17 protein-coding genes are annotated in these 20102 nt (G+C 63.2%); 14 read left to right on the top strand and 3 right to left on the bottom strand.

The genetic code is table 11. The features are described from left to right. Window positions 1-297: 297 nt before the first annotated feature. The gene (locus ACN50D_RS30715; RefSeq protein WP_212634128.1) at window positions 298-2091 is read right to left on the bottom strand and encodes an FAD-dependent oxidoreductase; all 1794 of its coding nucleotides are present in this window, start codon (window positions 2089-2091) and stop codon (window positions 298-300) included. A 271-nt stretch (window positions 2092-2362) separates the two neighbouring features. Further along, on the bottom strand, window positions 2363-3349 hold the full coding sequence (locus ACN50D_RS30710) for an alpha/beta hydrolase (RefSeq protein ID WP_212634129.1): 987 nt from the start codon (window positions 3347-3349) through the stop codon (window positions 2363-2365). A gap of 155 nt (window positions 3350-3504) precedes the next feature. On the opposite strand from ACN50D_RS30710, the gene ACN50D_RS30705 reads away from it, so the two are divergent. The 6 genes from ACN50D_RS30705 to ACN50D_RS30680 all read left to right on the top strand — a co-directional run bounded on the left by ACN50D_RS30705 (window position 3505) and on the right by ACN50D_RS30680 (window position 9416). Further along, a complete protein-coding gene (locus ACN50D_RS30705; RefSeq protein WP_212634130.1) occupies window positions 3505-4170 on the top strand; it encodes a hypothetical protein in 666 nt (221 codons plus the stop codon). Then, window positions 4163-5518: a glutamine synthetase family protein gene (locus tag ACN50D_RS30700; RefSeq protein WP_212634131.1), complete on the top strand. Its 1356-nt coding sequence runs from the start codon at window positions 4163-4165 to the stop codon at window positions 5516-5518. Before ACN50D_RS30705 ends, ACN50D_RS30700 begins: the two co-directional genes overlap by 8 nt. 14 nt (window positions 5519-5532) lie before the next feature. Then, window positions 5533-6288 (top strand): gamma-glutamyl-gamma-aminobutyrate hydrolase family protein, encoded by a 756-nt coding sequence (locus ACN50D_RS30695; RefSeq protein WP_212634132.1) that lies wholly within the window; start codon window positions 5533-5535, stop codon window positions 6286-6288. A gap of 427 nt (window positions 6289-6715) precedes the next feature. Continuing rightward, window positions 6716-6901, top strand: coding sequence for a hypothetical protein (locus ACN50D_RS30690; RefSeq protein WP_212634133.1), 186 nt, complete (start codon window positions 6716-6718; stop codon window positions 6899-6901). 125 nt (window positions 6902-7026) lie between these two features. Continuing rightward, a complete protein-coding gene (locus ACN50D_RS30685; protein ID WP_212634134.1) occupies window positions 7027-7926 on the top strand; it encodes a phytanoyl-CoA dioxygenase family protein in 900 nt (299 codons plus the stop codon). A 20-nt stretch (window positions 7927-7946) separates the two neighbouring features. Then, window positions 7947-9416, top strand: coding sequence for an MFS transporter (locus ACN50D_RS30680; protein WP_212634135.1), 1470 nt, complete (start codon window positions 7947-7949; stop codon window positions 9414-9416). A gap of 182 nt (window positions 9417-9598) precedes the next feature. Here ACN50D_RS30680 and ACN50D_RS30675 read toward each other — a convergent pair whose 3' ends face one another. Next, a complete protein-coding gene (locus tag ACN50D_RS30675) occupies window positions 9599-10279 on the bottom strand; it encodes a TetR/AcrR family transcriptional regulator (RefSeq protein WP_212634136.1) in 681 nt (226 codons plus the stop codon). Between the two features lie 529 nt (window positions 10280-10808). Between ACN50D_RS30675 and ACN50D_RS30670 the strand changes: the two genes are divergently transcribed. The 8 genes from ACN50D_RS30670 (at window position 10809) to ACN50D_RS30635 (ending at window position 20011) form a co-directional block, all read left to right on the top strand. Further along, on the top strand, window positions 10809-12431 hold the full coding sequence (locus tag ACN50D_RS30670; RefSeq protein WP_249343309.1) for an AMP-binding protein: 1623 nt from the start codon (window positions 10809-10811) through the stop codon (window positions 12429-12431). A gap of 10 nt (window positions 12432-12441) precedes the next feature. After that, complete coding sequence (locus tag ACN50D_RS30665) at window positions 12442-13221, top strand: enoyl-CoA hydratase/isomerase family protein (protein ID WP_212634138.1); 780 nt, start codon at window positions 12442-12444, stop codon at window positions 13219-13221. A gap of 14 nt (window positions 13222-13235) precedes the next feature. Then, window positions 13236-14330: a Zn-dependent alcohol dehydrogenase gene (locus tag ACN50D_RS30660; protein ID WP_212634139.1), complete on the top strand. Its 1095-nt coding sequence runs from the start codon at window positions 13236-13238 to the stop codon at window positions 14328-14330. A gap of 45 nt (window positions 14331-14375) precedes the next feature. After that, window positions 14376-15833: an aldehyde dehydrogenase family protein gene (locus ACN50D_RS30655; RefSeq protein ID WP_212634140.1), complete on the top strand. Its 1458-nt coding sequence runs from the start codon at window positions 14376-14378 to the stop codon at window positions 15831-15833. A 108-nt stretch (window positions 15834-15941) separates the two neighbouring features. Further along, a complete protein-coding gene (locus ACN50D_RS30650) occupies window positions 15942-17606 on the top strand; it encodes a flavin-containing monooxygenase (protein WP_212634141.1) in 1665 nt (554 codons plus the stop codon). Beyond that, window positions 17603-17980 (top strand): hotdog domain-containing protein, encoded by a 378-nt coding sequence (locus ACN50D_RS30645; RefSeq protein ID WP_212634142.1) that lies wholly within the window; start codon window positions 17603-17605, stop codon window positions 17978-17980. Before ACN50D_RS30650 ends, ACN50D_RS30645 begins: the two co-directional genes overlap by 4 nt. Window positions 17981-17982: 2 nt before the next feature. Beyond that, a complete protein-coding gene (locus tag ACN50D_RS30640) occupies window positions 17983-19281 on the top strand; it encodes an NAD(P)/FAD-dependent oxidoreductase (RefSeq protein WP_212634143.1) in 1299 nt (432 codons plus the stop codon). Window positions 19282-19315: 34 nt separating this feature from the next. Further along, the gene (locus ACN50D_RS30635) at window positions 19316-20011 is read left to right on the top strand and encodes a transporter (RefSeq protein ID WP_212634144.1); all 696 of its coding nucleotides are present in this window, start codon (window positions 19316-19318) and stop codon (window positions 20009-20011) included. Window positions 20012-20102: the final 91 nt, after the last annotated feature.

Raw genomic sequence — 20102 nt, 5'->3', positions numbered from 1 at the left:
ATCGCAGGAACCATGGGTGAGGAACCGTCCGAGGAGGACATCGAGCGCGTTACCCGTCGGCTCAGCGAAGTGGATTGGCCGTTGACGACTTCCGAGTCGCATGACGGAGACGACGATGACGGTGCAGCCGATTCGACTTCCTCCGAGGCGCTTCCGAAGTAGTGGTGGTGCAGGCATTCGTCGACAGAAGGCGCCAACAGAGCAACGTCATCGGAAGGTAGTACAGAAACGACGGTTGAACTATCTCGGCGTCCCGCACCGTCGGTCGGTATGGTCGGGTTCGTCTCCGACGCTTTGTTACGTATGTCCCGTTGATCCGCCGATCGTTGCGATGGTCTGCTGGAGTTCGTCGATGTGTCGTTCGTAGATGTCTCTGGGGGTTGCTTGGTGGTCGATGCAGACCTTGGCTGCGGCTGCGGTGGCGATGGCGTGTTGGCCGCCGTTGCCCATGAATTTCGTGACGGATCCGGCGACGTGGGTGACGCTGATGTGTTTGCCGGCCATCATGAGGTTGTCGATGTCGGCTGAGTACAGGCATCGGAATGGCACTTCGAAGGGAGCGTCGTCGCGAGTGTCCCATTTCCAGTCGCGGAGTCGGAAGTCGTATTTTGCGTGGCCGCCGTAGTGGAGGCAGAAGGGGCCGGAGTTCCAGGCGACGGTGTCGGTGAATCCGGTGTGGGCGCGAATGTCGTTTTCGGTCAGGACGTAGTCGCCGCGGTATCTGCGGAATTCGCCTTGGGCTGGGACGTGGGCTACCCATTCGAGTATCAGATTGGCGTAGGTGTCGGGTTCGAGGGTTTTGACGTTGGAGAAGGTGCCGTAGATCGCTCGTAAGAGGTGATCGCGAATGTGTTCGGCTTCGCTGTACGGGTCGAGGTCTTGGCCGTATTCCCAGAAGTGGCTGGCGGGGATGAGCATTCGACGACGCGTGCTGGGGTCGGGTGTTCGCGCGGGTCCTGCTACGGGGCCTGGTGCGTTGTCGGTTCCTGGGCGTTCGAGTTGGCCTCCCAGGTTGGCGTAGTCCTTGGCGATCTGTACAGCCCAGGGCACGTCCGGGAAGTCGACGGGGCTCTCTGCCTCTGCTGTTCGGAAGAAGACGGTGTTGCCGTGGTGTGTGTCGGTACGGGTTGGGGGTGCCGTCGGCTCGTCGAAGTCCGTGCGGCTTTCCTGTCCGAACATCGTTTGTGCGCCGGCGAGGAGGCCCAGGATCGCGGTGCCGGAGCAGTCGATGAACATCGATGCGTGGAAGCGGGTTTCGCGGCCTGTGCGTGCGTCGCGTGCGTCGACGGAGGCGATTTCGGCATCGGTACGGGTGAGGGCGAAAACCTGGTGTTCGAGGAATACGGATACGGTCGGTTCGGCGTCCAGCACACTCAGCGCCACGAGATCTCCGTCGTTTTCGCGGGCGGCCAACTCCTTTACGAGGGAGCCGGTTTCACCACGAGGGGTGATTCCGATCTCGACGCTGGCGTTTCCGCCGAGAACGGGTCGATTCTGAATGAGTGCGACCGTCAGACCGAGTCGAGCAGCAGCGACGGCGGCGGTCGAACCGGTGATACCGCCGCCCACGACGACCACGTCGAACGTGCCTGCCTCGGTCGGTTCGTCGGGGAAGCCGCGTAATCGCTGTCGCCATGCTCGCGCTTGGGGACCGGCCCCGTCCGGGGGGACCGTGTCGTCGGTGGTCAGGTAGAGAGCGCTGCAGCGCCCGTCGAATCCCGTCAGGTCCGTCAGGGAGATCGTGATGGGGCCCTCGGTGAGGTCGATCAGGCCGGCGTCTTGCCAGCACCAGTCCCGTCCGTGTGCGCCGAATTCGACCGGAAGTGGGTGTGTATCGATCGAGATGGTGAACCGGCCGGGGTGGTGAGAGGGGACCCAGTCCTTCGCGTGTACCCAGATGCGATAGGTTCCTGCTGCCTCGACGTCGATCGTGGTGGTGGCGTCCTCGACCGGAACTCCGAGTCCGTGTGCGAGCAGGTAGGACGAACCCATCTGGGTCTCGAACTGTGAGTCGAGAATCCATCCTCCGTATTCGTCGAATGCTGCTGCGTCGATGAGGATTTCAGTGGCTGGTGCCTGTGGACGGCTCACGGAATGGTTTCCTTTCGAAGATGGAATTCGATGCTGGGGTGATTTCTCTGATTCGTGCGCTCGGCGGCCGGAGATGCGGTACGTGCAGTACGGCAGGGGCTTCGCAGGTCTCCGAGCAGAGTGGGACTGTCAGGGGGGTGTTCAGGTTCTTGCCGTTGCGCGCATCGTCACCGTTCGGGTTGCATACAGCACCTCGTTGTGTGCGCTGTGCGCGATGACGTCGACAGGCAGACGTTGATGGATCGTTTCGGGGCGGATCCCCGTGCGCGCCTCACCGCCCTGAAGGTGCCGCGCAGCCCGACCCGTACCGGCGTAGGTGCAGGCACATCTCGTTTACCGCGTGCTGTGTTTGTGCGAATGCACCGATTTCGGTGACGAATCCGTGGAATATGCCGGCATACCGGTTAAGGGAGACGAACACGCCGTCGCGCTCGAGGCGTGCCGCGTAGGCCTCGGCGTCGTCCCGGATTGGGTCGACCTCCGCAGTCAGGATCAACGCGGGCGGTAGACCATGTAGGGATTTGGCGCGCATGGGGGCTGCTAACTGGTCGTCTCCCTGGTGTTCGGGGCCAACATATTGTTCCCAGAACCAGCGGGCGTCGGCGACGGTCAACATCGGCGCGTCGGCGAATTCCGACCACGAAGGCGTCGTGAACGTTTCGTCGACGGCGGGGTAGGCGAGTACCTGCGTCACAGGGAGGGTGCTGTGTTCTTCGCGTCGGTGCAGGCACACGGCGGCTGCGAGATTGCCTCCGGCGGAGTCGCCTCCGACTCCGATTCTGTCGGGATCGATGCCGAGTTCGGGCGCTGTGCGGGTCAGCCACGCGTAGGCGTCGATGCAGTCTTCCAGTGCTCTCGGGTAGGGGTTTTCCGGCGCCAGACGGTAGTCCAGGGACATGACTGTCCAAGCGGATCCGGCGGCAATCGCGCGGCACAGCTCGTCGGCGCCGTCGAGCGTACCCAGGACGAAGCCGCCACCGTGCAGGTACAGGAGCGCGGGGGTGGGGGAATTCGGTGTGGGGACGGTCGAGCGGTACAGGCGGGCTCTGATCGCACCGGCGCGGGTCGGTACTAACAGTTGTTCGACGCATTCGAGCGCGGTGATCGGCTCGGGAGCCGGTGTCGTGTTCAACAGCTCTCTGGCCTGGCTGGGACCCAGTTCGCGCACGGGTTTGGTCAGGACTCGGGCGATTGCGTGGGCGGCGGCTGTGGCCTCGTCGTCGAGCAGTCCCCACCACGTCGGTTCGTTGTCGTTCATCTGGAAAATCCTCCCTGGTTATTGACAAGAAGTGATCTGTACCTCACCATCATAGTCACGTGATCAAGACGGATGACTATGTTTCACGTTCCACTCGAGATCTGCCGCTGACGGTGTGCCGCGCCCACGATCTCGTCGAATCGAAAGGCAGAACAATGACCGAAACGACGATCGATCCCGCGACGCGCGGGGTCGACGCAGTCGGCGGGATGGACATTCGGATCGAAGATGACGCAAGTCCTCTCGTCCGGTTGCTCGGGCGCACGATCGCCGACTCCGTACGCGCCAATGGCGCTGGCATCGTGACGGCGACCGGCTCGATCGCAGTCCGCTCCCACGACACTCCCCAGGCCGCGACGATCACCATTTCCGCCGGGACAGTGGTGGTTTCGAGCGGTGTGTTCATCGATCCAGACCTCACCTTGACCCTCGATCTGAACGCTCGGCTCGCTCAGGTGGGCGACCCTGTAGTGGCAGGTGACCATGACCTCGCTGCTGCCGCGCTGGCACTGCTCGCTCGACCCGTCCCGGATTGGAAAAGCGCAGCAGAGTCCTTCTGGGCTGCAGCGCGATCGGTACCGGGAATACCCGACGTGCTCGTCGCGATCGCCGACGACGCGGACGGACCGTCCCAGCTGGTCGTGGGTGAGGGAGAAACGCATTATGTGATCGCCGGGCCTCCGGATCTTTTGGCCGGCATATTCTCCGGCGCCGACGACCTGATCGCCGCCCTCTCGACAGGCCTGATCGGTGTGCGCGGCACCCTCTCACAGCTCTCGGTGCTCGTCGCCGCATCCTGGAAGGTTCGCTACGATGTCTGAAACAGTCACTACGACAGTAGATCCCGCTGTCAACGTCCACACAGTTCGTCTCGAAGCCACCAATCACGATGGCTCATTCCTCGGCAAGAACGTCGCGCCCAGGAAATTCGCTGCGAGCGCGGACTCAGGTTTCGCATTCGCCGATTTACTGTTCGGCCTGGACCTGGGCAACGCTCCGACATTCGGGTTCCCCTACCCCGACTGGCGAGGACACCTCGCCGACCTGCAATTCCGACCTGACATGTCGACGCTCGTGCAGTGGGAGCCTGGGGTGCAATCAGTGATCGGCGACTACTGGCGTTCCGACGGCACTCCGATCGGAGCCTGCCCCCGGAATCTGGCTCGCAAACTGGTCGACCGACTCGGAACACGCGGGTTCACGGCCACTGTCGCAGTGGAAATCGAAGCGACCTTGTTCGAGGAATCCATCCACGAGGCCCGCGCCAAGGGATATCGCGACCTGACCCCGCTCGGCGGATCCGCCGGAACCGCCTACCACCTCGCGAAGTCGAAGGACTGGGTCGACTACATGTCGGCGGTCGCCCGTCGCCTCGAAGAGATCGGTATCGAATGGGAGGCGTGGAGTGACGAGGACGCGGCAGGGCAGGTCGAACTGAATTTGGTTCCCGGTGATCCGATCTCGGTGTGCGACAACTGGGCTCGCACCCGGCAGGTGATGCGGGAAGTCGCGTTCGCTCTCGGTCACACCGTCACCTTCATGGCCAAGCCCACCGCAGGTTACGGTCAGGCCTCACACGTGAACGTATCGTTGCAGCGTGAGGGAGCCAACGCGTTCTACGGCGAAGACGGCCCGTCTCAGACGATGCTCCATGCTGTCGGCGGGCTCCTCGCAACGATGCCAGGTGCCACCTCGATCGTGCTGCCGCAGATCACCTCGTACCGCCGCCTGATCGACCTGAGCGGCCCACCGACGACGGTCACATGGGGAATCAGCAACAAGACCGCCGCTGTGCGCGCAGTGTGCGGGCACCCGACCTACTCCCGACTCGAGTATCGCGTTCCCGGCGCCGACGCCAACCTGTACCTCGCGGTCGCGACCATTCTCGCTGGGGTGATCGCCGGACTCGACGGGGCGATCGAACCGCCCGAACCGGTCTCCGACATGGCGTGGTGTGTGCCGGATCTCGAACGCTTGCCGGACACCATTACCAAAGCGGCGACAGCTCTGGAAGCGGACCCGATTCTGCGTGAGCAGCTCGGCGGGGAGTTCGTCGACTACTGGGTCGGCACGCGGCGGTGGGAGTGGATGCAGTTCCACACCACCGGTGGTGACCCATTCGCCGAGCTCTCCGAATGGGAGTCTGCCCGGTACTTCGAGTTCCCGTGAACGAGGAAAACACAATGCCAAGTCCTCTCCGTCCGATGATCGGTATCACTGGTCGGCGCTTCCGGCTGGGGTTGGTCGACGGTCTCGACAAGCGCTACGGACATCTGTACGCCGACACCTTCATGTCCGACTTCTCTCAACGTGTCGCCCGAGCAGGCGGCGTGCCGGTGAACCTGCCCTACGACGCAGACCCGGCGGCGCTCTGCCATTGGCTGGCGGGGGTGGTGATCACGGGCGGCCAAGATGTCCACCCCGCCTGCTGGGGCGGCGACACCTCGGTGGTCCGCGACGTGGATCCGCGGGACGATCCCATGGTCCACGATCTCGAACGTGACGAATTCGAAATCGCCCTCGTCCGTGCCGCACTCGACCGGAAAACACCAATCCTCGGGGTCTGCCGGGGCCTGCAAGTCCTCAACGTCGCCTTGGGCGGCACCCTGATCGCCGACTTGCAACCCGGATCTGTCGAGCACCTGTCGGCATCGCCCCCGCACACAGACGGGGCCGACGACCACAAGGTGTCCTTCGAACCGGGCTCGATCGCCGAAGAGCTGTTCGGCGCCAGCGCCGTGACCAACTCGTGGCACCACCAAGCCGTCGACCAGTGCGGCACGGGCCTCGTGGTGACCGGACGGGCAGCGGACGGGGTCGTCGAAACGATCGAGCTCCCTGGTGCCGCGGTACTCGGGGTCCAATGGCATCCGGAATGGATGGAACGCGACGATCCAGCACTCAGCTGGATCGTCGCCGAAGGTAACAAGCGGATCTGACCCAGTGAGAACTGTAGGCCAACGCCAAAGGGCGCTGGCCTGCAGATGTATTCGCTTCGTGATGAAGTGACCCCGCGATCGCCTGGCATGAGCGAACGTCGGAATCGCGCGGGAAGCGATGCAACACGGATCCGCGAGTCGCAATCGGCGTATGGCTGGGCGGTCCTGGCGCTGATCAGTTCGATGATTGCTGCGCCGAAGTCCGGATTCGCCCGGTGCCACTCGAACATGCCACGCAAGAGCACACGAGAGGTCGTTGGTAGGTCACTGTGAACATCGTTGTGCGGCAGCACTTCTCGATTTCGGCCAGCGATGTAGTCGAAAGCCGCTCCGAACAACAATTCCTTGGTCGCGAAGCATAGTGCAGCGCGGCTAAAGGAGTTTTCGCATCGTTGGCGATACGGCGTGTGGTGGCGCATTCCACGCCGTGCGCGGCGATCACACGCAGGACGGAAGCGGCCAGATAGTTGCCGCGTTCGGCGGCGGGAACGACAAGCACGATCCGCCTCACGCTGATCGCACGATCAGGGCAGGGTGGTCGCTCGAATCGAGCGATCCCTCCATGACGTCCGGCCACGACTTCGCTCTGGTTTTCGGGCGAGCTGCCTGCTGAAAGTTGCCGAGTACTGAGTCAAATGCCTTGATCGTATGATCAACTTGACTTACGGTATGAGCTGAATCACATCCCGTCGACGTCCGTACCGGGATCGCTCTCACTTTCGGAGGAGCACACCTCTCATGACTACGAACCAACTCACCCGCCTGCCTGCTGATGTCACTACTGAAGCGGCAGTCGAGGTGATCCTGCGAGACGGCGGCGTGATCGTCGAAGGGCTCTTCGACTATGCCGTTATCGCCGGCATCAAAAGGGACTTGGAGCCTGTGCTCGACCGAGTAGACACCGGTCACGACGAACTGTTCGCCGGCAACAGGACCAAACGGGCCGGTGGGTTGTTTGCGCGGACCGACCACATGACGACGATCGCGTTGAACCCGTTGTATCACGGTGTCGCCGAGCGCATCTTGAACCAACCGATCAACATCTTCTTCGGTGAAGAGCCGGTGCCGAACCCGGCAGGAATGCACATCGGCGCGACGATGGCCATCAAGATCGGACCAGGGCAGGGCTCCCAGCCGCTCCATCGTGACGATTCGGTGTGGTTGTGGCGCCACCCGACATATCAACGTGAAGCACGAGTGCAGATCATGGTTGCGATCAGCGACTTCACTGCCGAGAACGGCGGAACCCTGGTGATCCCAGGCTCCCATCGATGGGACGACGAGCGTGCACCGCGCCTCGAAGAAGCGATCCCGACACAGATGAAGGCCGGTTCGGCACTGATCTGGGTCGGCTCCACGTATCACGGTGGTGGTTGCAACACCACCACGGACGAATACCGTTTCGGTTTGTCGATGGGATACGACCTCGCATTCCTACGTCCTGAGGAAAACCCTTTTCTCACTTACACGCTGGAGCAGATGCGATCGTTCCCCGCGGAGATTCAACGCGCCCTTGATTGGTCCTCGGAGCATTATGTCGGCTGGGTCGAGGTCGGAGGACAGATGTCGGATCCTATGGACCTGCTCAGTCGCGACGATTACACCGCCATCGGCGCGACCCTTCCTGTCGGCCTGTGACGACAAATCGGAGCGCACCCATGCCGGAGAATCGCCCGCACTTCGAACACGAAACCGAGGCGCCATTGCGATCAGTGCCGAACAAACAAGCACTGATCGGAATCGGAGCATTGCTGATCGTCCTGACGAACGCTGTCATCTTCATCCTTCCGCCGCTGTTGCCAGTTATTCAGGCGCAGTACGGACTCGCCACGGTGTCCGAAATGACGTGGCTGTATACAGCCCTGACTCTCGGCGGCGGAGCAGGATTCATCCTGCTGCCTCGCCTCGCCGATCTGTACGGCGACCGAAACGCTTCCGTGGCCGCGTCCGCGTTCCTCGCCGGTGGCGCACTCATCCCGGCTCTCGGCGATTCGTATCCGAGCCTTCTCTTCGGCTGCGTTCTCATGGGTTTCGGTGGCGCGGCACAATTGCTTCCCCTCGGCTTCCTGCGTCGCAACCTCGGCGACGATGGCATCTCCATCGGAGTAGCGGTACTCGTCATCGCCACCGGGGTCGGCATCGTCGTGGGTATGATCGGCGGCGGTTTCATCGTCGAGAGCCTGTCCCTGCGGACTTTCTTCGTCATTCTCACCGCCGCATGTGTGGCTACCACCATCGCGTGCTACGTCACGATTCCGCATGCTCCGCCAGCAGAACGCTCCGGCCGGATCGCAGTACTGGGCACGGTATGGATGATCGCGTGGGTCGCTGCAATCTTGCTTACCCTCACGCAAGGCCTCGTCTGGGGAGCCGTGGCACTGCTTCCGTTGGCAGTCGGGATTATCGGCGGTATGGCCTGGGTCCGAGTCGAGCGCCGCTCGACCGCTGCGGTATTCGACATCGCGCTGATGAAAGCGCCACTGGTCACCGCATCGTGCATATGCATCGCATTGTTCGCAGCGGTGAACTCGGCCTTCCTCCTGCTACTGAGCACGTACGCGCAGATATTTCCGGGAGACCTTCGTCCGGCGGATGCCTACGGGCTCGGGCTGAGTGCGCTGCAAACAGGTTGGCTCATGGCACCCTTCGCCGCGGCGTTCCTGATCCGTGGAACCGTGCTCGACCGTGCGTTGGCGAACGGACGCGCTGTGCAAGTCTTTGTCATCGGGGCGTTGATCAGCGCATCGGGTCTGACGTGGCTGGCCGTAGCGCATACGTACACGTGGCACTACCTCGTGGGTTCGGCCGTCTTGGGATTGGGCATACGGATTGGATACGCCGCGGGCTTCACGACGGTGCAGATGGCCGCCCCGGAGGAGAAGGCCGGGATGGCGGCCGGTATTGCCGGCACGTCCATGGCCGTGGGTTTCGCGTTCGGAACGGCGTTGGTCAGCAGTGATCTCGGTGCCTCTCTCGTTCCTGTGGTCGGCACTGGTGTCGGGGTCGCTGCAAAGAACCTCTATGGCATCGGATATGGGCTGTCGATTGTTCTTGCTCTGCTCGTCGTGGTCACCGTGCTCACCTCACGAGTTCGCGCGGAACGACGAATCAGAGATGTTACATCGTGAAATACGATTTCTTGCAACGCCTTCCGCGGTTCGAGCACACTCGACATGGACCGCTCTGCGAGGCTCCGACGGCTCGGTGCAAATGATACGCCGATCATGGTGTCCGGTTCGTGGCACTTTGCCCGCAATGACTGGTCTATTCGTGCCGCCGTCGGCGACGAGTGGTGGCCTCCCGCGCGGTATCACTGCACGCTCACCCAGGAGGCGAGGGAACGCAGGGATACTTCGGGGGAGGACTTCGACACCTGCGCCGGCAACTGGGAGGGATCGCGGAGTCGGGCGGCCATCCAGGCGTCGAGAAGCCCGAGGGTGAGCTCGACCTGTGACTCGGCTACGGCGCCGTCGGTGAAGGCCAGCCAATTGATGGCGAATCCGTCGGACAGAACGGACGTGATGTACGTCAGGGAGTCGATGATGTCCGGGTCGTCGGGTCGGCCTTCTGTCCTGGCAGCGGTAGCCAGGATTCCCCGCAGGGTGGCGAAGGCCTCGTTGTACACCATCTCGGCCTGCTGGCCCTCCTGGCGACGGGCCCAGCTGATCAGTTCGATGATTGCTGCGCCGAAGTTCGGATTCGCCAGGTACCACTCCAACATGCCACGCAAGAGCGCACGAGCGGTCGTTGGTAGGTCACTGTGAACATCGTTGCGCGTCAGCACTTCTCGATACTGGGCGGCGACGTACTCGAAAACCGCTCCGAACAACAATTCCTTGGTCGCGAAGCAATAATGCAGCGTGGCCAAGGGGGCGTTCGCCTCCTGCGCGATACGGCGGGTGGTGGCACCTTCCACTCCGTGAGCGGCGATCATCCGCACGGCCGCCGCAACCAGATCGTTGCGGCGTTCGGCGGCGGGAATGCGAGCCATGCGATCTCCTCGCGACGATGTCTATGTGGACGTTTGATTAAGTCAACTGCATATTACTTCCTCATTGCAAAGATGGGAACTTTCAGGGCCAGTGCCCCGACAACGTCCAGCGCCCGGTTCGAGCCCCACAAGCAGCAGCTCCTTCGTTCTGTGGCCGTGCACAGGACGGGGACGACGGTGGGCCTGTTCACCGGCATCCCACACTGGGAGCCCGGTGAAAGTGGCGGGAGCCGTGCCGTTCAGAACTGAAATTTAAGATCACTCCGTAGCGGTGTGACTTGTTCCGAGGGCGCACCGCGCCCTGGGCACTCGATCCCGGAGCGGGCGAGGCTCGCTCGCGCCAATGTAGTCATACGTCTTGATCAATTGATCGTCTTCTTCTAGTCTATGACCAGGGCCACAGCCCATGTGTGAGCGGGCACACGGTCGGGAGTTACCAGTTCTCCCACGGACACGCGTCTCGCCTTCGACTCGCGAGCGGCATTTCTGTCGATGTCCACATCAACCCGACAGCCGGAAGAGGATGACCATGACCGAAGTGGAACCAGATCATCGGCAGCGTTCGGCGGCGCCGGAACCGACGGGTGTGGACCTGCCGATCGATACCGTGGCGGGTTTGCTGGCGGCCCGCGCCGTCGACTCTGCCCAGCGTGAGTTTTTGCGGTTCGCCGAGGAGTCGTGGACCTTCGGTGAGGTTGACGAGTGGACCTCACGTTTGGCGCATCACCTGGTCGCGGAGCATCATATTCGCCCAGGTGATCGGGTTGCGATCATGCTCCCGAATGTGGTGCAGTGGCCGATCGCGTGGTTGGCGATCCTCAAAGCGAGCGCCGTTGCAGTGCCGGTGAATTCGTCCTACCAGCGCGCAGACTTGGAATTCGTTCTCCGGGACTCCGGCGCGAGGGCGATCGTCACCGACGTCGAGCACACTCCGCTGGTCGAAGAGGTTTGCAGGGCGAACGGCGATCTGGCCGATGTGCGGATCATCGAAGCAATATCGAATGGTGAACTGGTCCGTTACCCGACCGAGGCGCTCGAGGCCGCCATCGGCGGAGAAACCCTCGCGAATCTCCAATACACGTCGGGTACCACAGGTTTTCCGAAGGCGTGCATGTTGACCCATGACTACTGGGTGCGGCTGGGGCGTCTCTGCGCCGCTGCCGCGGGGCTCGGGTCTGACGACGTGGCACTGACTTCGCAGCCGTTTTCGTACATGGATCCGCAATGGAATGCCGCCCTGTGCCTGACGATCGGCGCACCCTTGGTGGTGCTGCCCCGTTTTTCCGCCTCGGGCTACATGGCCGACGTCCGCCGACACCGGGCGACGTTCTGTTACGTGCTCGGTTCGATGCCGACCTTGCTCTTCAAGCAGACGCCGAACCCGCACGACCGCGACAACGATCTGCGTCTGGTGCTGTGCTCGGGCATTCCCGCGGGGCTGCATGCGCAACTCGAGAGGCGGTGGGGGGCGCCGTGGCGAGAGATCTTCGGGATGACCGAAAGCGGGGTCGATCTCGTCAGTCTGCCCGAGAACCCCGACGACGTCGGGACCGGTCAGCTCGGACAACCAGTTCCCACGAAGCAGGTCCGGGTCGTTGATCCGGAGGGCCGCGATGTTGCCGCGGGGGAGCCGGGCGAACTGATCACCTCGGGTAAACCGATGATGCTCGGTTACTGGAACCGGCCGCAGGACACCGCCGCCGTCCTTCGCGACGGTTGGCTGCACACCGGCGACATCGCAGTCCGCGAATCGAACAGCTACCGGCTGGTGGGCAGAGTGAAGGACATGGTCCGGCGCGGCGGTGAAAACATCGCCAGCGTCGAGGTCGAGCGCGCTCTCGAACGCGACGACTCCGTCGTCGCGACAGCGGTCCTCGGCGTCCCCGACGAGCTGTTCGGGGAAGAAGTCAAAGCCTTCGTCCAGCTCACTCCCGATACCGAGAAGAATCGCGCCACGGCCGAGCGGATCGCCGAGGCTGCACGAAAGCAATTGGCACGCTTCAAAGTTCCGCGCTACATCGAGTTCGTGACCGACTTCCCGCGCACCCCGTCCGAGCGCGTGTCGAAGCCGGCACTGAGGGCCCGCTCCGCCGACCACCCCGGCATCACCTACGACCTGCACCCGGCGCGCACCGTCGGCAACGAAAACTGAGGGGCCCGGTATGACCGAAAACTACCTCGACACACACATCGACGACGACGTCGCCGTGCTCACATTGAACCGGCCGGCGAAGTTGAACGTGATCGACGTGGCCACTCGCATTCAGTTGGCCGAGACGATACGCAGATTCGGGGCGGGGGATCTCGTCCGCGGGATCGTGCTCACAGGCACCGGGCGGGCATTCTCCGCCGGGGAAGACCTACAAGCGGCGCCGACCACCTATGACGAAATCCACGAAGCCTTTGCCACTTTCCACGACATCACCCGCGCCATTGTCGGCACCACGGTCCCCGTGATCGCAGCAGTGAACGGAATCGCGGTTGGCGGCGCCTCCGAGATCACACTGTGCTGCGACTCGCGCATCGGCACTCCCGCCGCCGAGTATTACCAGCCGGAGAACCACCGCGGGATCATCATCTCCAATGCCTCGAGCATGCTCATGCACCGGCTCATTGGCAACCACGCGATGCGAATAATACTGGGATCGAACCGAATCGGAGCCGAAGACGCCCTCCGCATCGGCTTGCTGGACGAGATCGTGACGCCGGGGACGTTGGTCGGCCACGCGGTCGAGCTCGTCCGGCAGTGGAACTCCGATCCTCGCATCACCGCACTACACCTGAAGCTGCTGCGCCCGAATCTCGAGGACATCGAGACCGCCTTCGCCCGCGAAGACGACGCTGCCCGCCGCGCCTGGGAGTCGGGCGCCTTCACCGAAGGCGTTGCGGGCTTCTGGGCATCGAAGAACGCGGAACCCTCAGTGCCCGCGCCGAGCAACTGAAACCGGAGACCATCATGATCACCACTGAAGCAGCACTTCTCACCACGGTGAATGAACCCCTCGAATTCACCGAAATCCACGTCGACGAGCCCGAACCACACGAGGTTCGCCTCACCGTATCCAATGTCGGCCTGTGCCACAGCGATCTGCACTACATGACCGGTACCGTGGGCGCCGACCTGCCCGTCGTCGTCGGGCACGAGGTGGCTGGCATCGTGGAGTCGGTCGGCTCTGCGGTGACCTCGCTGCGCCGAGGTGACCGCGTCGTCGGTGCCCTCACACCGTCCTGCGGGTTGTGCCGCAACTGCCAAGTAGGGCACTCGACGCAGTGCCAGCGTGCGGCGCAGATCCGGCAGCGCCCCCGTCCTGCTTTCCAACTGCCCTCAGGTCAGGTCGTCGAACGTCTCGGTGACGTCGGCGCGTTCTCCCGCCACACTCTGATGCGGGAGAACTCGCTGGTCAAAATTCCTGACGAGGTCGGGCTACACATCGGTTGCCTGCTGTCCTGCTGCATCATCACCGGCGTCGGAGCCGTCTTCCGCGGAGCGCAGGTACGCCCCGGCGCCACGGTGGCCGTGATCGGCTGCGGCGGAGTCGGATCAGCGATCATCCAGGGCGCACGGCTCGCAGGCGCCTCGGCGATCGTCGCCGTCGATCTCGACGACACCCGCCTCGCCGCAGCCCGCACCTACGGCGCCACGCACGTGGTGAACGGTGCCGCCGATGTCGCGGCCGAGATCCGGAGCATTCTCGGTGACGGCGTGGACTACTCGTTCGAAGCCGTCGGTTCCGCACGCACTGCTGCGACCGCACTGTCGGTCCTGCGCGCCACAGGCACCGCATGCCTGGTCGGCATCGCACCCGACGGCACCGACCTCACTCTTCCGGCGTCGGATTTCTTCTTCGGCGAGAAACGCCTCATCGGTTCCTACATGGGCTCGGGCCAAGCACACGAAGACATCACCCAGTTCGCTCGTCTCTACCTTCAGGGCCACTTGCTGCTCGACGAGATGGTCAGCGACGTCATCCCGTTCCACGAGATCAACAAGGGCTTCGAGGCGATGAAGTCGGGCGAGGTCACCCGCATCGTCGCCGACCTCACCACGTGAATCACACCCACCTCATCCACCATTAGACACCGAAGGAGACCGCAGATGTCGAATACCCAACTGCCTCAACCGATCAACTACATCGCGGACGGATGGTCCGAGTGCCGAGTCATCCCGGACTCGTCGAATCTCGACCCCAACACGGCGCAACCCATCCACCGCACCGTCACCACCAGCCCGGACGACGTGGAGCGGGCGCTGCGCCACGCCGAACGGTCCTACGGCTTCGACCGCTGGGACGATGCGGCAAGCGAAGAACGCGCTGCGATCATCGAACGCGCGGCCGACATCGTCGAGACCCGGATCGAGGACATCGCTCGAACCGATGCACTCACCAGCGGCGTCCCGATCGCAAAGACGCGAACGGTCGCCGAGTTTCTCCCGCACCGGATCCGCGCCACCGCCGCAGATCTGCGCACTCTCCCGCGCCGCACTGCGCTGGCAGCCGGTAGCCGCGATGTGCGGCTGTACAAGGTCCCGTGGGGTCCCGCAGCCATCCTCACCCCCTGGAACGGACCTAGTTTCATCCCCGCAGCGAAGATGGTGAGCGCCCTCGCCGCAGGCTGCCCCGTCATCCTCAAACCGTCCGAGCATGCTCCGAGCAGCGCCCAGATCATCGTCGAATGCTTCGTCAAAGCCGGACTGCCCGACGGCGCGCTGCAGCTCGTGCACGGAGCAGGCGACGTCGGCGCGGCAATCACCGGTGACCGCCGCGTCAAGATCGTCTCGTTCACCGGCGGCCCCAACGCTGGCCGGGCGATCGCCCGTGCCGCCGCCGAGGACTTCAAAGTCCTCCAGCTCGAGCTCGGCGGCAACAACCCGGCCCTCGTGCTCGGTGACGCCGATATCGACGTGGCTGCCGACGGAATCTTCGACGGAATGACCAAACTCAACGGGCAGTGGTGTGAGGGCCCCGGAAAAGTACTGGTGCACAAGCGCCTTCACGAGCCGCTCCTCGACGCGCTGCTCGATCGCATCTCCCGCATCGAGATCGGGCATTCACTCGACGAGAACACCCAGCTCGGACCGATCTCGAACGCCCCGCATTACGCCACCTTGCAGACCCGCGTCGACCACTTGCGCGCCCACGGCGCGACGATCCATCAACCGGCACAGCTACCCGCACTCGACGGGTTCTTCCTCTCGCCCACCGTCGCTTCCGGAGTCGACGCGTCCGTCGCAACCGCGGAACTGTTCGGTCCGCTAGTGAGCTTGCACGCGGTGGAGTCCGATGAAGACGCGCTACGCGTGGCCAACGCCAACCCGTCAGGTCTGGACGCATACGTGTTCGGTGCCGACGTGGACCGCGCCATCGAGATCGGATCCCGCGTGCTCTCAGGGGAGGTGCGCGTGAACGGCGCCAAGATTGCCGACCTCGCCGACGGGTCCGCGCAAAGCTTTTGGGGCACATCGGGAATCGGCGGTCATGCCCCCGGTGAGACGATCCGCGTGTTCTGCGGCGACCGTGTGGTCGGTGTCGATTCGCCCGAACTGCCCCTGTAACTCCCTACAAATCCTCTGGAACGGACCCTTGACTGTGACGGGGGCCACTGTTCTAATAGAGTGAGTCATTTGATCAAGTCGTATGATCATTATTGAAAGTGGCAATACATGAAATTCTCCTCGCCTTCCGCACCCGAGATCGTCGACGTCATCGGCGTGGGCGCTGGCTTCTCCGGTCTCTACCTGGCGCACCGACTGACAACCGCAGAATGGACGTTCGCGGGATTCGAGGCCGGACCCAGCGTCGGCGGAACCTGGTTCTGGAACACCTATCCGGGTGCGCGCTGCGACGTCGAGAGCATCTACTACTCGTATTCTTTCGACGAGGCCCTCCAACAAGACTGGACGTGGAGCCAGCGATTCGCGCCGCAAGGCGAAATCCTCAGCTACATCAACCACGTCGCCGACCGCTTCGACCTGCGCAAGCACTTCACCTTCAATACCCGAGTGATCGGGGCGAGATGGAACGCGAACGACCGGCTGTGGGACGTGCAACTCGACAACGGCGAGATGCGCCGCTGTCGCTACCTGATCTCCGGAGCCGGCGGACTGTCCACCCCCAAAGACTTCGACGTGCCGGGACTCGAGAACTTCACCGGCGTCCAGGTCTCGACCAGCCGGTGGAACATCTCGCTTGACGACCTCGCCGGCAAGCGTGTCGCCGTGATCGGCACCGGATCCTCAGGCGTACAGGCGATCCCACTGATCGCGGAGGTCGCCGAACATGTGACCGTGTTCCAGCGCACTCCGAATTACGTGATGCCGGCGCGCAACGCCGAACTCCCGACGGAACGGATCCGAACCATCAAGGACGATTACCCGGCGATCCGTGAGGAGTGCCGGCACTCACCCGGCGGGATTCCGGATCGCCCTGTAACCGACAAAGCCTTCGACGTTTCGGACGAGGAACGGCAGCGGCGCTACGAGGAAGCGTACGAGCGGAGCGGCTTCCAGGGCGTCGGCGCCGAGTTCGCCGACCTGCTCACCGACGCCGAGGCGAACCGGACTGCATCGGAATTCATACACGACAAGATCCGCGAGATCGTCGAAGACCCGGCCACTGCTGAGCTACTGGTGCCCAAGTACCACCCGCTGGGCGCAAAGCGCAGTGTCTTCGGTACCGACTACTACGAAACATACAACCGCCCGAACGTGTCCTTGGTGTCGCTGCGCGAGGAGGCGATCGAGACGATGACCACGAACGCGATCGTCACCTCGTCGAGCAACTACGAGGTAGACGTGGTGGTACTGGCCATCGGGTTCGACGCCTTCACCGGCCCGCTCTACGGATTGAACCTCACCGGTCTTTCCGGCAAGACACTGCAAGAGACCTGGCAGGACGGTGTCCGCACCTACCTCGGCTTCATGGCCGCGGACTTCCCGAATTTCTTCATGATCGGCGGCCCCCTGAGTCCTGCGCTTGCGAGCAACGTGGTGGTAACCATCGAGCACGCCGTCGACTGGATCACCGATCTGATCGAGCACGCCCGTGATTCGCGCGCCACTGTGATCGCGGCCACCTCCGAAGCGCAGAACGACTGGGTGGACATCACCGAGGGGACCGTCTCCCAAACGTTGTACGCCACCACCGACTCCTGGTATCGCGGCTCCAACGTGCAAGGAAAACCCAACACCTTCATGGGTTACGTGGGCGGGGTCGGCAAGTACCGCCGGATGTGCACCGAGATCGCCAAGCGCGGTTACCCCGGCGTCGAGATCGACGGTGAAACGAAGTCCCGCAATCTCGGCCCCATCCACGAGGAGATCTCATGAGTACGACAGTCCACCGACGCTACGTCGCCTTTTCCGATGCCCACTACGCAGGAAATCTTGTCGACGGCGCCTACGCCCTCAAACTCTTCGGCGACGTCGGTACCAACCTGGCGATCGAGATCGACGGACACGAGGGGCTGTTCGCCGGATACTCGTCGGTCGAGTTCCTCACCCCGGTCCGTGGCGGTGATGTCGTCGAGGCCGAAGCTTCTCTTGTGAAGAAGGGCAATCGCAGTCGCACAGTCGATTTCGAGCTTCGCGTGATCTGCCGCGGCTCCGATGACACCGGCCGCGCTCAGGTCCTCGATCCGCCTCTGATCGCAGTGCGGGCTCGCGGCACTGCAGTGATCCCTGCAAACGAATCGGAGAAATAGGCATGGAGCTGATCCAAGACACCGGTTGGGCGCCACTACCTACCGCGGTCGAACAACCCTTGCTCGGCGACATCGACTGCGACGTGGTCGTGATCGGCGGTGGCGGCGGGGGGATGTCCGCAGCGCTGCGCTTGGCCGACAAGGGTGTCGACACAGTGCTTCTCGAAGCGCAAACACTCGGGTCGGGCGCCACCTCACGCAATGCCGGATACATCACGAACTCGATCGCCGCCGACCCGGAGTTGTTAGGACTGCTGCTCAAGCGCGATCGACTGCGAAATTTGTATCGGTACGCCGAAAATGCCGTGCACTTCGCCGAGGAGGCCATAACTCAGCACGGCATCGACTGTGGGTACCAGCAGGAGGGCATCGTGATCGGCGCGGTGTCCAAGGGGCAGCTGCGACATGCGCGCCGCAACGCGAAGGTCATGGCGGAAGCAGGCTCGGCGGCGCAACTCGTCGACGGCCGCGAAGCCGGATTGCCTGAAGGCTTCCTCGGCGGTATACGTGAGGGAGTCGGCGGCACACTCAACCCGGGCGAGTTCGCGCTTGGATTGCGCGAGGCGACCATCACCTCAGGCGTGCGTGTCTTCGAACGTACTCCCGCTCGCGACATCACCGACACCGGCGACGGCGTGACCGTTGAGACACCGAATGGAACGGTCAGGGCCCGTAAAGCGATTCTGACCACGAATGCGTACAGCAACGGCTTGTCCATTGCGCCCAAGCATCTCTCGAGTCCGGTGTGGACCTCGCTGGTGGAGACTGAACCTGTCGAACCAGCACGACTCGACGAGATCGGCTGGACCAGTCGTGCCCCGCTGGTCACGTTGCACATGATCCTCGAGAGCTACCGCGTCACTCCCCGCGGCACCATCGTGTTCGGGACCCGCCGCCTGCAGACCGGCCGCAACCCACTGCCGGCCCGAACCCCAGCGCAGAACGTCGCCGACGACCTCGTCCGCGGATTCCACGACCGCTTCCCGGGCTTGCGTGACATCAAAGCGGCCAAAGCCTGGGGCGGCTGGATCGGCATGAGCTCCACGTGGCTCCCTCTCGCGGGTGAAGCCTCCGACAATGTGCTCTACTCGGCGGCCTGCAACGGTCACGGCTTCGCCCAAGCACAGTATGTGGGTCATCTGCTCGCCGACCACGTCGGCGGGGCGCCACTGCACGAGGACCTTACGGCGATCTGGCACGGACGCAAGCGGTTCTGGCCCAGTTTCGTCAGCGGGCCCGCGCTGCATGCGGGCTGGCTCGCTGACCGCGCCAGCGACCGCCTGGCAGCCCTGAGGAAATGACCCCGGCGGAAGCCCACTCTGCAAGGAGAAAACCATGACCATCCGAGAACTACTCTTCGCGGTCGCTGACATTTGGATGATCGCCGTCGGATTCACCTACGGCATCAAGTTCATCCGACACTACAAGAACTACCTGCTCGGCATCGAGTGGATCGTCGTCGCGACGTCGGGTTCGAACTTCCTGATCTACGGCCTCGTCAAGGCCGGTCACGACAGTCCCATGTACACCTTCGCCTATTTTCTCGACGCCTTCTCCCGGTCCGTCGGGATCACACTGATCCTCGTCCTGGGGCTGATGAAAGTGACCCACCGATACAAGCCTTCCATCGCAGTGGACGTCGGCGCGTTCGCCCTGGCTACCGTAGTGGGCTTCCTACTCAGTCAGTTCGCGGAAGAGATCGGTACCCCGGGCAAGATCTTCTACATTGGGGCCAACGTACTCACGACCATCTTCCTGATCTACTTCGTCAGGCGTCTATGGGCCATCGGGGAGCATGGACACGCGGTGTGGGCAGCTCTCGCTACCGCCTGTGGGTTCGTCATCGCGGCGACCTACGACTTCGTTCAGATTCCCGGTGATGACGCCGAGCACACGATCTTCTACATCTTCGCGCTGTCGACGTGGGGCCTGCAGATGTTCGCGTACTACCGCGCCTACCAGGCGTTCGACGCCTACAACAAACGCGTCGACGCCCAGGCGGTCAGCGGCAGCGCTCAAATCACGGCTTGAATCTTACCGAACACGTGGCTGCAGCCGACAAGCCTGTCACTTTGATTAACCGCGCCGGTTGCCCTCGTACAGGTCTGATGCGTTGCCCGTA

Origin of the sequence: Rhodococcus sp. SB1D (assembly GCF_048573875.1) — a bacterium.
In the GTDB taxonomy this organism is placed as follows: Bacteria; Actinomycetota; Actinomycetes; order Mycobacteriales; family Mycobacteriaceae; genus Rhodococcus_F; species Rhodococcus_F qingshengii.
The sequence above is the reverse complement of the archived record's forward strand: the minus strand, read 5'-3'. Positions and strand labels throughout refer to the sequence as shown.

Excerpts from the sequence above, each read along its gene's own strand:
- ACN50D_RS30680 (WP_212634135.1), top strand. The coding sequence starts at position 7,947 with ATGCCGGAGAATCGCCCGCACTTCGAACACGAAACCGAGGCGCCATTG.
- ACN50D_RS30665 (WP_212634138.1), top strand. The coding sequence starts at position 12,442 with ATGACCGAAAACTACCTCGACACACACATCGACGACGACGTCGCCGTG.
- ACN50D_RS30710 (WP_212634129.1), bottom strand. The coding sequence starts at position 3,349 with ATGAACGACAACGAACCGACGTGGTGGGGACTGCTCGACGACGAGGCC.
- ACN50D_RS30705 (WP_212634130.1), top strand. The coding sequence starts at position 3,505 with ATGACCGAAACGACGATCGATCCCGCGACGCGCGGGGTCGACGCAGTC.
- ACN50D_RS30650 (WP_212634141.1), top strand. The coding sequence starts at position 15,942 with ATGAAATTCTCCTCGCCTTCCGCACCCGAGATCGTCGACGTCATCGGC.
- ACN50D_RS30655 (WP_212634140.1), top strand. The coding sequence starts at position 14,376 with ATGTCGAATACCCAACTGCCTCAACCGATCAACTACATCGCGGACGGA.
- ACN50D_RS30635 (WP_212634144.1), top strand. The coding sequence starts at position 19,316 with ATGACCATCCGAGAACTACTCTTCGCGGTCGCTGACATTTGGATGATC.
- ACN50D_RS30640 (WP_212634143.1), top strand. The coding sequence starts at position 17,983 with ATGGAGCTGATCCAAGACACCGGTTGGGCGCCACTACCTACCGCGGTC.
- ACN50D_RS30645 (WP_212634142.1), top strand. The coding sequence starts at position 17,603 with ATGAGTACGACAGTCCACCGACGCTACGTCGCCTTTTCCGATGCCCAC.
- ACN50D_RS30670 (WP_249343309.1), top strand. The coding sequence starts at position 10,809 with ATGACCGAAGTGGAACCAGATCATCGGCAGCGTTCGGCGGCGCCGGAA.
- ACN50D_RS30700 (WP_212634131.1), top strand. The coding sequence starts at position 4,163 with ATGTCTGAAACAGTCACTACGACAGTAGATCCCGCTGTCAACGTCCAC.
- ACN50D_RS30695 (WP_212634132.1), top strand. The coding sequence starts at position 5,533 with ATGCCAAGTCCTCTCCGTCCGATGATCGGTATCACTGGTCGGCGCTTC.
- ACN50D_RS30675 (WP_212634136.1), bottom strand. The coding sequence starts at position 10,279 with ATGGCTCGCATTCCCGCCGCCGAACGCCGCAACGATCTGGTTGCGGCG.
- ACN50D_RS30685 (WP_212634134.1), top strand. The coding sequence starts at position 7,027 with ATGACTACGAACCAACTCACCCGCCTGCCTGCTGATGTCACTACTGAA.
- ACN50D_RS30660 (WP_212634139.1), top strand. The coding sequence starts at position 13,236 with ATGATCACCACTGAAGCAGCACTTCTCACCACGGTGAATGAACCCCTC.